We start from the raw sequence: 12,046 nt of genomic DNA, 5'->3' as shown, positions 1-12,046 counted from the left end.
CTGCGGCACGCCGGCCGCGTTGACGATGTCGCGGACGCTGGTGCCGCCGAAGCCGCGCTCGTGCATGAGGTGGAAGCCCTCCTGCAGCAGCTTGTCCTTGTTCGACGGTCTGGCCATGGGTCGAGTCTATCCGGGTCGATCCCAGGTCGACCCGCGGCCGATCCGGCGCACGATCGACGTCCAATATGGACGACTGTAGTACCTTGCCTTCCAACGAGCCGGAGACCCTGCCATGACCCTGCAAGACACCCAGCGCGCCCTCGTCGGCGATTGGACCAGCCTCGCGCCGGAAGTGCGACCCAGCGCCGCGAAGAACCCGGACGGCACGCTGCGGCCGTTCTACCTGAGCCGCGCGTTCAGCTACCTCGGCGACGACCGCTTCGCGCTGACGATACGCAACTGGGCGGATCCTCTCGGCAAGGTGGAGATCGCGCGCATCGTGCTGCGCGGGCACATCGGCTGGCCCGGGCCGCACCCGGTGGCCGACGGCGCGCAGAAGGCGGATTTCGTCGCCGACGAGGCCTACGAGCTCACGCCGATGGCGCAGGGTTTCGCGGACCTGCTCAACCAGGTGGCGACGCTCGAGGGCGGACCGTGGACGGTGGGGCAGGGGCGCAGCGTGCTGGGTCGGCGCTTCGTGCCGTTCGGGCTCGTCGAAGGACAGCCCTTCAAGGAGTACGACCTCATCCACCTGGACGGCGACTTCCTCTTCTGGGGCGCGCGGCACATCGACGGGCGCGGTTTCGATTCGGAGGACAACCGGCCGACCAACCTGCAGATCCCGATGCGCCGGGTCGCGGGCGCCTGACGCGGTCCCGGCGGTCCCGGCGGTCCCGGCGTTCCCGGCGGGCTCGTCCGGCCAGGCCCGGCCGGCGCGTCAGCGCAGCCGTTCCGTGACGCTGCGCTGCGACGGCCACTCGTTGTGCGCCGTCGCCTTGAAGTTCTCGACCTGGGTGAAGGTCTTCTGCCGCTGTTCATCGGTCTTGCGCATCGCGCGCGAGACCGAATCCTTCACCGTGTCGATCAGCGTCGTGACGGTCTTGCTGTCCCTGACCGTGTAGGCGTCGTAGTTGCCGGAATCGCGATCCAGCGTGAAGGTGCGCGATTTCTGGAAGCTGGCGTCCAGCGTCTCGGTCTGCGACTGCGCGACCGAGCGGCCGCCGGTCGCGCTGTTGGGGCGGTCGGTGGTCGTCTGGCTGATCTTGTAGTCGGCGTGGCCGGCTTCCTTGACGCTGCCGATGCGGCTCGTGCGTTGCGAGTCGGCGCTGAATTCGGCCTTGAAATCCGCGAGGCCGCTCTGCAGCGACTGCACCTGCGAGCGCAAACCGTCGCTCATCGTCGGCGTGACCGGTGCGACGTCGTCAGGATCTCCGGTCTTCGCGAGTAACGCGGCGTTGGCCGCGGCGACGCTGTTGACGCCGGCATTGGCATTGACCGCGATCGGTTTGCCGTCGTCCTTCGCGATGGCCTGGGCTGCGCTGCCGGCGCGCGACGGATCCTCGTCCACCGGCGGTGCCTGCAGCTGCTGGAACGCGTCCTTGAAGGACTTCGTCATCGCCGCGTCCGCGTGACCGCGATCGGCGGCCGCGTCGATCTGCTTGAGCAACTGGTCGATCGCGGACCAGCGTTGGCCGTTGTTCGCGGCGCCCTTGGGCGGCGTGGCGTCGACTTCCAGATTCATCTCGCCGCTGGTCGTGCGCAGGGTCACCGACTTCGTGTCCGTGCCCAGGTGCAGCGAGAACGCTTGCATCTTCCCAGGCACATCGGCCGGCGCGTTGGGGTTCTCGATCTTGAGGTCGAGTCCGGTCAGCACGCCGCCGCGGTCGAAGCCCGTCAGCCCGGACAGATCGAGCGTGGGCGCGCCTTCGCCCAGGCCTTCGAGTGCCTGATCGAGCCCGTCGCTCAAGGCGGAAAGCGCCTGGCGCTCCGCGCTGCTGAGGGCGCCGGAGCTCTTCACTTCGACCTGCAGGCCGCGTGTGCCGCCCTGGTCGCCGTTGTTGACCCCGATCTTGAGCTCGACGGTGTGGCCGGAGCGCGTCTGGATCTTGAGGTTCACCTCGGCGGCGTTCGTGCTGACGCCGCCGAGCGCCTGCTCCTGGAGCGCGGCGGCAGCTGCGGCAGTCGCGGCGGCGTCGGTGCCTTCGATGGCGCCAGCGGCATCGGCGCCCGGCACGTAGTCGGCGAGCGCCTGCTTGTAGGCCGTGCCGGTGGCCGCGAGCTGCTTGAGCAATCCGCCGCCCAGGCCGCGCCAGCGGTCGGACAGCGTGACCGCGTCCTTGCCGCTGTTGCGGGTCATGAGCTCGCTGAGGCCGTCGTCGCGCGCGTTGGCCCAGAAGCGTTGGGGTCCGAAGCCCGGCGCCTTGGGTTTCGCGTAGACGAGGTCGCTGTCGGTGACGGCGTCCAGCGTGACGCGCGTGGGCGCGGAAGAGGCCGACGACGCCGTCTTCGCGGCGGCGCTGGCCGCCTGCGCGGACATGCCCGCGGGGCGGTAGGTCGAAGCCGTGCGGCTGGCCGCGATGCGGTCCAGCACGCCCGCGCCGGTCGAGGTGATGAGGGTCATTGCGAAGCGCCTCCCTGGCGGCAATCCCGCCGTGCTCTGCTGGCGTGGCGGTGATCCCTTCGCTATCGACCGGTCTCCCCGGAACTTGAGCGCTCTCCCCCGAGGGAGGGAGTGGCGCTCACCGGGCGGTGCGCTCTGCGATCAGACGTGCAACCAAGCCGCGATTCCGAGGCCGACACCGATCGCGCCGGCGCCCAGCGTCGCGTACTCCATCCAGCGGCGCTTGGTCAGCAGCGCGATCGCGGCGAGCGCGATGGCCACCTGCAACGCCGTCGTGGCCTGCGCCCAGCGGTGGTGGAGGTGCAACTGCTCGTCGCTCTTGTGGTCCCACTCGGTGGATTCGGCCTCGAGCTTCTCGGCCTGGACCTTGATCTCGTTCTTCTCCGACTCGTAGCGGGCGATCTTCTCGCGGTACCTGGCCTTCTGCTCGTCGCTGGGGGTCAGGTCGAGTGCGAACTCGGCCAGGTTCTGCTTGCTGCTCTTGGCCTGGAAGTAGTTCCAGCGGTTGGCGGCCTCAGTCTTGGTGATCGCGGCGTTGTTCTTGAACAGCCCCGCGTTGGCTTGCGTGGCGCCGCCCATGTACGAGAAGAACGCGCCCAGCGTGCCAGGATCGCGGTGATCACCGCCAGTTGGCCGGCGAGCCCCTTGGGCTCGTGCTGCGCCGCGTGTTCGAGTTCGTGGTCGTGCGGACCGTGGACGTGGAAATGATTGCCGGACATGGGTTCGGAGGGGGGGTCGAGGAAAGGAGGGAAGGTCGGCGACGGTCGCAGGGGCTTTGCCCGTGGCGTCGGAGCAGGGCGTCAGCCGCGTCGTTCGTACCGGACGAAGTCGTAGTGCCAGTCGTGGCCGCGTTCAGCGGGGCTGTGATGGCGCTCTCTGCGCACCTCGGTGAAGACCTGCGGATCGACGGCGGGGAAGAAGGCGTCGGCGTCGAACGCGGCGTCGATCTCGGTGAGTTCGAGCGCGTCGGCGCGGGGCAGGGTGAGTTCGTAGACCTGGGCGCCGCCCATGACGAACACGGTCTCGTCCGCGGCGCAGGCGGCGAGCGCCTGTTCCAGCGTCTCGAATACCTCCGCGCCATCGAGCGCGAGCCCCGGTTGCCGCGACAGCACGAGGTTGCGCCGCTGCGTCAGCGGGCGGAACTTCGCGGGGATGGAGTCCCAGGTCTTGCGGCCCATGAGGACCGTGTGGCCGATCGTGAGTGCCTTGAAGCGCGCCATGTCCTCGGGCAGGCGGACCAGCAGTTCGTTGTCGCGGCCGATGCCGCGCGCGCGGTCGAGAGCGGCGATGAGGGTCAGGTGAGGCATGGAAACGTCAGTGGGAGCGCGGAGGCGGCCGGGAGGGGCAGGGAAGGAGAGGGAGTTTACGGACTCGGCAGGCTCCCGTCGGTGAGGTCTGGCAACAACGGCGAGCGGATGCGCTCACCCTGCCGCGCCGGCCACCGCCTCGTAATGCGACACCACCGGGAACGGATCGTAGAAGTGGTGCAGCAGGGCCCGCCAGTCGTCGTACTGTGGCGACTTGCGGAAGCCGACCTCGTGGTCCTCGAGCGTGCGCCAGCGCACGAGCAGGAGGTACTCGCCCGGCCGTTCCACGCAGCGCTGGAGTTCATGCCCCAGGTAGCCGGGCATGGCCGAGATGATGCGCTGCGCCTGCAGGAAGGCGGCTTCGAACGCGGCCTCGTGGCCGGCGCGGACGGGGAGCGGGGCGACTTCAAGGATCATGGGGACCTCCGGGGCCGCATTCTCGCCAGACATTGATGAATCTGTGCGACGACCGCCGCCCCTTCGCCGATCGCGCCGCCCACGCGCTTCACCGACCCCGAGCGGACGTCGCCGACCGCGAACACGCCGGGGACGCTGGACTCCAGCGCGGCCGGGCCGCTCTCGATCTGCCACTCCAGGTCGGCGGCCAGCGTCGGGTCCGCCCGCCGCTGCGCGCGGCGCACGTCCGCGCCGGTCAGCACGAAGCCCTTGTCGTCGGACAGCACCGGGCAGCCCGCGAGCCAATCCGTCTCGGGCTCCGCGCCCACGAACAGGAAGACGTTGCGCGTGTCCTGGCGCGACTCGGTGCCGGTGCGGCCGCAGCGCCAGGTGACCGCGTCCAGTCCGCGCAGCGGATCGCCGTGGAGCTCGGTGATCTCCGTGTAGGGGCGCAGCTCGATGTTGGAGGTCGCCTCGATGCGGTCGATCAGGTAGCGCGACATGCTGTCGGCAAGACCCGGCCCCCGCACCAGCACGTGCACGCGCGAGGCGTGCTCCGACAGGAACACCGCCGCCTGTCCGGCCGAGTTGCCGCCGCCCACCAGCACCACCTCGGTGTCCACGCACAAGGGCGCCTCCAGGGCCGAGGCCCAGTACCAGATGCCGCGGCCTTCGAAGTCGCTCAGGCGCGGCACCGCGAGGCGGCGATAGCGCGCGCCGCTGGCGATGACGGCCGTGCGCGCGCGGAGCTTGCGTCCGTCGGTCAGGGCGATGAGGAGCTCGCCCTCCGGGCCTTCGCGGGCGCAGTCCAGCGACTGCACCTCGGTGGGGATCAGCAGCTCGGCGCCGAACTTCTCGGCCTGCACGCAGGCGCGGCCGGTCAGCGCGCCGCCGGAGATGCCGGTCGGGAAACCGAGGTAGTTCTCGATGCGCGCGCTGTTGCCCGCCTGGCCGCCGTAGGCGCGGCGGTCGAGCACGACCACGCGCAGGCCCTCCGAGGCCGCGTACACCGCCGTCGCCAGACCGGCGGGGCCGGCGCCGGCGATCGCGACATCGAAGAGCTCCTCGCGCGGCGCCTCGTCCACCATGCCGATGCAGCGCGCCAGCGTGGCTTCGGGCGGATTCACCAGCACCGCGCCGTCCGGGCAGACCGCGACGACATCGCCCGGCGCGGCGCCGTACTCCTCGATCAGCGTGGCCGCCGCGGCGTCCTGCGCCACGTCGACGACACGGTACGGCTCGCCGTTGCTGTGCAGGAAGCTCTGCAGCCGCAACAGGGCGGCCGAGTTGGGACGGCCGATCAGCACCGGGCCGCTCGCGCCCGATTCGATCAGGCCCACGCGGCGCAGGATCATGGCACGCACCAGGCGTTCGCCGAGGTCGGCCTCCGCGATGATCAGCGCGCGCAGCTGGCTGGGCGGGAGCAGCAGCGTCTCGACGGTGTCCACCGCGACCGCGTCCACCAGCGAGGGCTTGCCCGACATCGCCGCCAGCTCGCCGGAGAAGTTGCCGCGCGTGTGCTGGATCAGCGGCGTGGTGTTGCCCATGCCGTCGCGATGGCACACGTCCACCGTGCCGCCGAGGATGAGGTACAGCCCCGGCCCGGGCTTGCCCGCGCTGAGCAGCGTCTCGCCGGGTCCGAAGGTCTGCGGCGTGCCGAAGCGCTGCATGCGCGCCATGTCGCAGGCGCTCAGCCGCGGATACATCTGGTGGCGGCGGGTCTCCAGCGAGTGGTGGGAGGCTTCTGCGTTCATGGCGTGTCCCCTGCGTCGGTGCGCGGGTTGGTTGCGGTACCGCTGGTGGCGGACTTACATTGGGGCGGGAGTCTTGAGCGCCGGGGGCCACCCCGGCGAGCACAACGAGGTGCGCCACCATGTCCCATCTTGGACCGACCTTCATCCAGATCGTCCACGAGGAAGCCCTGACCTGCGCGGGATGCGCGGCGGTGCTGGGCGGCCGCGCCGACTTCGCGGCGTCGATCTGCAGCCTGTCGCATGCGGTGCGCATCGCGTCGGGCGAATCGCCCGAGCGCTGCGACGTCCTCATCGCGGACTACACCAGCGCCCTGGCGCTGGCCCTGACCGCGCGGCAGGCGGCGCGACGCCAGGGCGCGCACCAGGCGCAGGCGGCGGGCCGATGTCCGCGCATCCTGGTCCTGACGGCGATGGACCGGGAGTGGGACGTCCGCGCCGCGATGGAGGCCGGCGTGCACGGCTACCTGCTGCAGCGCTGCCGGCCCGAACAGCTGGTCGAGGCGGTGGACGCGGTGATGCTCGGCGTGCAGTTCGTGTCCGTGGAGCTGGCGCCCAAGCTCGCGCGCAGCCTGACGCAGGACCGGCTCACCCGGCGCGAGATGGAGGTGCTGCTGGCGATGTCCACGGGCGCGTCGAACAAGGACATCTCGCAGCGGCTGGGCATCACCGACGCCACCGTCAAGACGCATGTGCGCGCGATTCTCAGCAAGGTCGGCGCGGGCGCGCGCACCGAGGCGGTCGCGATCGCCGCGCGCAGCGGGCTGACCGCGCGGCCGTCCCAGGCGTTGGCACCCTCGGCCCAGGCCGCGCGCGCCGTTCACTTCGCCGGACAGAAGGCGCCGGTCTTGATCCAGGCGTCGACGAGTTCCCCGAACTGAGCCTGCGTGCCCGGCGCCGGCTCGCGGTGCGCGCCGGGCATCCACGCCCAGCCGACGAGGGTGTCATGCGCCATGTGCTCATGGATCTGCGCCAGCGTGCGCTTGACGTTGCGCGCGGGATCCTTGATCTGCTCGCAGATCTCGCCCAGCGACAGGTTCTGCCAGGCCATCTCGCGCGGCGCGATGTGCCATTGCAGGTGACCCGGCACGCCGGAGGCGTCGTTGTTCTTCGCCTGGTGGCAGCTGGCGCAGCGCAGTGCGGGCACGCCCTTGCCGTCCGCGCCGCGCGTGACGTTGGGGATGTGCAACCGCGTCTGCACGCCCTGGCCCTGCAGCGGCCGGTCGCCGCTGGGGTGGCAGTTCACGCAGCGCGGGCTCTGGATGACGCGGCCCGCTTCGGTGAAGATCGCCCGGGAGCGCTCCTGCGGATCGGCGATCGCGTCGAAGCTCTGCACGGTGCGCAGCGGGACCACGGAGGCGGTCCGCGCGTCCTGCGCGGCGACGGACCCGGTGAAAGCCGCGACGGCGCAGAGCGCCAGGAGGGAGGTCGGATGGTTCATGCCTTCAGCTCCTCGGGGGCGACGGGATAGCTGCGGAAGCGCTTGCCGGTCGCGGCATACAGCGCGTTGATGTAGGCCGGCGCGATGATCGCGGTGCCGATCTCGCCGACGCCGCCGGGCTCCGCGCCGCTGCGCACCAGGTGCACGTCGATGCGCGGCGTCTGGTCGATGCGCATCAGCGGGAAGTCGTGGAAGTTGCTCTGCTCCACGCGGCCCTTCTCGATGGTGAGCTTGCCCAGCATCACCGCGGTCAGGCCGAAGATGTGGCCGCCCTCCATCTGCGCGACGACGCTGTCCGGATTGACGGCGATGCCGCAGTCCAGCGCGGTGGTCAGGCGGCGCAGCATCACCGCGCCGTCGGCGGTGACGCTCAGCTCCATCACCATCGCGATGTGACTGCCCCAGGCGTTGAGCACGGCCACGCCGCGGCCGGTGCGCGCGGGCAGCGGCGTGCCCCAGCCGGACTTCGCCGCCGCCGTCTCCAGCACCGCCTTGAGCCGCGGGTTGTCGTTCAGGTGGGCGAGCCGGAAGGCCACCGGATCGGCCTTGGCCGTGACGGCGAGCTCGTCCATGAAGCCCTCGACGGCCCAGGCGTTGTGGTTGGGACCGACGCCGCGCCAGAACGCGGTCATGTAGCCGGGCGGCGGCTCCACCGCGACGTACTCGACGATCTTCGCGGGGATCGCGTAAGGCGTCTCGGCGGCTTCGACGGCATCCGGATCAGCGACGCCGGGCTGCAGCCATTGGGGTGCGTAGCGGGCCACGATGGACGAGCCCGACAGACGGTGCGAGAACGCCGTGATCCTGCCGGCGCCGTCCAGCGTCGCGGCCATCTCGTCGCAGTAGAGCGGGCGGAAGCTGCCATGGCGGATGTCCTCCTCGCGGCTGTAGATCACCTTGAGCGGGAAGTCGACCTGCTTCGCGAGCTTGGCGGCCTGGCCGACGTACTCGGCGTCGAGCCGGCGGCCGAAGCCGCCGCCGATCAGGAAGTTGTGGACCTGGATCTTCTCGACCGGCACGCCGCTGGCGGCGGCGATCGCCTGCTGCGCCTTCACCGGCGCCTGCGTGCCCAGCCACACGTCGCAGGCGCCGCCGTGGAAGTGGAGGGTGCAGTTCATCGGCTCCAGCGGCGCGTGGACCATGGTCGGCGCGTCGTACTCGACCTCGACGAGCCGGGCGCCGGGCGCGGCCTTGGCCGCGGCGAAGTCGCCCTCCTGCTTGGACACGATGCCCTTGCGCTTGAGCGCGTCGCGCACCGAGGCCTTCCAGGCCGTCGTCGAGAAGCCGGCGTTCGGTCCTTCATCCCAGTCGATCACCAGCGCGGCGAGGCCCTTGCGCGCTGCGCCGTAGTGGTCCGCGACCACGCCGACGATGTCGTCCGCGACCAGCACCCGCCGCACGCCGCGCACGGCGAGCGCCTTGCTGTCATCGACACGGCGCACCTTGCCGCCGGCGACCGGGCAGTGCGTGATCGCGGCGACCTTCATGCCGGGCAGGCGGGTGTCGATGCCGAACTGCGCGCTGCCGTTGGTCTTGCTCTTCGTGTCCAGCCGCCTGGCCGGCGTGCCGACCAGCTTGTAGGCCTTCGGATCCTTCGGGGGCACGTCCTTGGGCACGGACAGCGTGGCGGCCTTGGTCGCCAGCGCGCCGTAGGACAGCTGCTTGCCGGAGGCCGTCTGCACGACCTTGCCGTCGCGGGTGACGCATTCCTGCGCGCTGCATTGCCAGGTGTCGGCGGCGGCGTTGACCAGCATCGCACGACAGGTCGCGCCGGCGGTGCGCACGGCCTTCCACGCGGCGATCATCGACGCAGACCCGCCGGTGATCTGCATTCCGAAGACCGGGTTGGCGTAACGCTTCTCGTCGGCCGGCGCCTGCTCGACGGTGACGGTCGAGAGCGGGACGTCCATCTCCTCGGCCAGCATCATCGGGATCGCGGTGAAGGAGCCCTGGCCCATCTCGACGAAGGGGATCACATAGGTGACCTTGCCGGACGGCGCGATGCGGATGTAGACGTTGGGTTCGAAGGAGGCGGCTGCCGGGGCTGTCGCGGCTTTCGCCGCGCCCGCGGGCAGCGGCAGGCAGAACGAGGCGACGAAGGCACCGCCGGTGCCGGCGCCGATCTTGAGGAAATCGCGGCGTTCCATGGCTCACCCCTTGACCGGCGCAGCGGCGGCGGCCATCAGGATGGCCGACTTGATGCGCGGATAGGTGCCGCAGCGGCACAGGTTGCCGGACATGGCGGCGTCGACGTCGGCCTCGGAGGGGCGCGGGTTCTGCTTGAGCAGCGCGCAGGCGGACATGATCTGGCCCGACTGGCAGTAGCCGCACTGCGGCACGTCCTTGGCGACCCAGGCGGCCTGGATGCGCCGGCCGGCGGGGGTCTGGCCGACGGCCTCGATGGTGGTCACCGACTGCTTGCCGACGGCCTCGACCGGGAAGGAGCAGGAGCGGACCGGGTTGCCGTCGACATGCACGGTGCAGGCGCCGCACATCGCCATGCCGCACCCGAACTTGGTGCCGGTCAGGCCGACGACGTCGCGCAGCACCCAGAGCAGCGGGGTGTCGCCGTCGACGTCGACGGCCTGTGTCTTGCCGTTGATCTTGAGTTGATAGGCCATGAGCGGATTCCTCCTGTGGAGGACCCACTGTCCGGCGGCGACCGGGCCGTGTCGTCAGCACGGGGGATGCGCGGCGGCTCCTTCCGGGCGGGGAGCGCGGGCTCATCCTTTGGGAGGAGGCGGCCTGGAGGCGTTCTGGGAGGTGAATCGGGAGGAGGTCGGCCTCGTCACGTCGCCGTCACCTCCCGGGAGGAAGATGGGAGCTTCTGAAATTCCGCCCCCTGCCGCCATGAGCTCAGCATCCGACCGCGACGATCTCGTCGAACGCATCCGCCGCGACCTGCAGGACGGCTACGACGAGGAGCTGGAGCTGGAGATCGAAGACCGCCACGTCGACGAGGCGCTGCGCGCGCTCGACGAGAGCGATTCGACCGAGGCCCACAGCGAGCGGATCGCCTACTTCAAGCACCTGTTCCGCCTGCAGCGCGAGCTGGTGAAGCTGCAGGACTGGGTGCAGCACTCGCGGCAGAAGGTGGTGATCCTCTTCGAGGGCCGCGACGCCGCGGGCAAGGGCGGGGCGATCAAGCGCATCACGCAGCGGCTCAATCCGCGGGTGTGCCGCGTGGTGGCGCTGCCCGCGCCCAACGACCGCGAGCGCACGCAGTGGTACTTCCAACGCTACGTCCCGCACCTGCCGGCTGCCGGCGAGATCGTGCTCTTCGACCGCAGCTGGTACAACCGCGCCGGCGTGGAGCGGGTGATGGGTTTCTGCGGCGAGGACGACGTCGAGGAGTTCTTCCGCTCCGTGCCCGAGTTCGAGCGCATGCTGGTGCGCTCCGGCATCACGCTGATCAAGTACTGGTTCTCCATCAGCGACGAGGAGCAGCACCTGCGCTTCCTGGGCCGCATCCACGATCCGCTCAAGCAGTGGAAGCTGTCGCCGATGGACCTGGAGTCGCGCCGCCGCGGGGAGGACTACACGCGAGCCAAGGAAGTGATGCTGGACCGCACGCACATCCCGGAAGCGCCGTGGTGGGTGGTGGCGGCCGACGACAAGAAGCGCGCGCGGCTGAACTGCATCCAGCATCTGCTGGACCAGTTCCCGTACCACGAGGTCGAGCGTCAGGAGATCCGCCTGCCGGATCGCGAGCGCCACGAGGACTACCAGCGCCATCCGGTGCCGGAGTCGATGTTCGTGCCGGCGAAGTACTGATCAACGCCGCTCGGCGAGCGCCACCGCGTCCGGCCCCGCGGCGCGATGCAGGCGGTCCGTCGTGTCGTTGGCGGCGAGCCAGACCGCTTGCGCGACGTCTTCCGGCGTGGTCGTGAGCGTGGCGCCCACGAACTCCGCGAAGACGCTCTGGGCGAAGCCCGCGTAGGGCTCGGTGATCAAGCCCTGCATGCGCTCGCCCGAATTGGCGGAGAAGTTCGTGCCAGGCCCGTAGCCCGGCTCGACCAGGCGCACGCGCACGTCGAACTCCTTCAGCTCCAGCGCGAGCGAGGCGCTGAAGCCCTCGACCGCGGTCTTGCTGGCCGTGTACGCGGCCACGAGCGGGAAGGGCGCCAGCGTCGCGCTGGAGGTCACGTTGACGATGGTGCCGGAGCGCTGCGCGCGCAGACGCGGGATCACCGCCTGGCACATCGCCATCGTGCCGAAGGTGTTGGTCTCGAAGACCTCGCGCACGGTGGTCATAGTCGTGGCTTCGAAGGCGCCGAACAGGCCGATGCCGGCGTTGTTCACGAGCACGTCGATCGGACCGAGGTCCTCGAGCGCGCGGGCGATGCTCTCCGGCCGGGTGACGTCCAGCGCGACGACCTGGAAGCGCGAGGACTGCGGGATGTCGAGCTCGCGCGGGGTGCGCATCGTGGCGACGACCTTCCAGCCTTGCGCGTGGAAGTGACGGGCGGTGGCCAGGCCGTAGCCGGACGAGCAGCCGGTGATCAGGACGGTCTTCATCGGGGATCTCCTTGGGTGGGTGGGCACAGGGAGCAACGATAGGGATCCGGCGTCGGACGCACGACGGTGTATC

At 70.4% G+C, this 12,046-nt stretch carries 12 protein-coding genes and 1 pseudogene; 3 read left to right on the top strand and 10 right to left on the bottom strand.

Features of this window, described 5'->3' with window-relative positions:
- On the bottom strand, positions 1-117 hold a 117-nt coding region (locus VF536_RS25060), incomplete at its 3' end, for a TetR/AcrR family transcriptional regulator (protein WP_331617680.1).
- Positions 118-232: 115 nt separating this feature from the next.
- Here VF536_RS25060 and VF536_RS25055 point away from each other — a divergent pair.
- Positions 233-808 (top strand): hypothetical protein, encoded by a 576-nt coding sequence (locus tag VF536_RS25055; protein WP_331617678.1) that lies wholly within the window; start codon positions 233-235, stop codon positions 806-808.
- A gap of 69 nt (positions 809-877) precedes the next feature.
- On the opposite strand, the gene VF536_RS25050 is transcribed toward VF536_RS25055, so the two are convergent.
- From VF536_RS25050 to VF536_RS25030, 5 genes and pseudogenes are all read right to left on the bottom strand, one after another.
- Positions 878-2,560, bottom strand: a complete 1,683-nt coding sequence (locus VF536_RS25050) for a hypothetical protein (RefSeq protein WP_331617677.1) — start codon at positions 2,558-2,560, stop codon at positions 878-880.
- A gap of 141 nt (positions 2,561-2,701) precedes the next feature.
- Positions 2,702-3,279, bottom strand: a pseudogene (locus VF536_RS25045) (DUF4337 domain-containing protein).
- 81 nt (positions 3,280-3,360) lie between these two features.
- Entirely contained in the window at positions 3,361-3,867 is a 507-nt protein-coding gene (locus VF536_RS25040) for a dihydrofolate reductase (RefSeq protein WP_331617676.1), read from the bottom strand.
- Positions 3,868-3,981: 114 nt separating this feature from the next.
- Positions 3,982-4,284, bottom strand: coding sequence for an antibiotic biosynthesis monooxygenase (locus VF536_RS25035; protein ID WP_331617675.1), 303 nt, complete (start codon positions 4,282-4,284; stop codon positions 3,982-3,984).
- Positions 4,281-6,017, bottom strand: coding sequence for an FAD-dependent oxidoreductase (locus VF536_RS25030; protein WP_331617673.1), 1,737 nt, complete (start codon positions 6,015-6,017; stop codon positions 4,281-4,283). The genes VF536_RS25035 and VF536_RS25030 overlap by 4 nt, the downstream gene beginning before the upstream one ends.
- Positions 6,018-6,136: 119 nt before the next feature.
- Between VF536_RS25030 and VF536_RS25025 the strand changes: the two genes are divergently transcribed.
- Entirely contained in the window at positions 6,137-6,895 is a 759-nt protein-coding gene (locus VF536_RS25025; RefSeq protein WP_331617671.1) for a response regulator transcription factor, read from the top strand.
- Here VF536_RS25025 and VF536_RS25020 read toward each other — a convergent pair.
- From VF536_RS25020 to VF536_RS25010, 3 genes are read right to left on the bottom strand one after another with little or no spacing between them, the layout of a single operon-like run.
- A complete protein-coding gene (locus VF536_RS25020) occupies positions 6,835-7,455 on the bottom strand; it encodes an Isoquinoline 1-oxidoreductase subunit (protein ID WP_331617670.1) in 621 nt (206 codons plus the stop codon). The two genes, VF536_RS25025 and VF536_RS25020, sit on opposite strands and share 61 nt — an antisense overlap.
- Entirely contained in the window at positions 7,452-9,602 is a 2,151-nt protein-coding gene (locus tag VF536_RS25015) for a xanthine dehydrogenase family protein molybdopterin-binding subunit (protein WP_331617668.1), read from the bottom strand. The genes VF536_RS25020 and VF536_RS25015 overlap by 4 nt, the downstream gene beginning before the upstream one ends.
- 3 nt (positions 9,603-9,605) lie before the next feature.
- A complete protein-coding gene (locus tag VF536_RS25010; protein WP_331617666.1) occupies positions 9,606-10,076 on the bottom strand; it encodes a (2Fe-2S)-binding protein in 471 nt (156 codons plus the stop codon).
- A 229-nt stretch (positions 10,077-10,305) separates the two neighbouring features.
- Here VF536_RS25010 and ppk2 point away from each other — a divergent pair, with 229 nt between their 5' ends.
- Complete coding sequence (gene ppk2, locus VF536_RS25005) at positions 10,306-11,229, top strand: polyphosphate kinase 2 (protein WP_331617665.1); 924 nt, start codon at positions 10,306-10,308, stop codon at positions 11,227-11,229.
- Here ppk2 and VF536_RS25000 read toward each other — a convergent pair whose 3' ends face one another.
- Positions 11,230-11,973, bottom strand: a complete 744-nt coding sequence (locus tag VF536_RS25000; RefSeq protein WP_331617664.1) for an SDR family oxidoreductase — start codon at positions 11,971-11,973, stop codon at positions 11,230-11,232.
- Between the last annotated feature and the right edge of the window lie 73 nt (positions 11,974-12,046).

The organism is Roseateles sp., assembly GCF_036486225.1.
Taxonomy (GTDB): Bacteria; Pseudomonadota; Gammaproteobacteria; order Burkholderiales; family Burkholderiaceae_C; genus Roseateles.
This window is presented reverse-complemented; position numbering and strand designations above follow the sequence as displayed.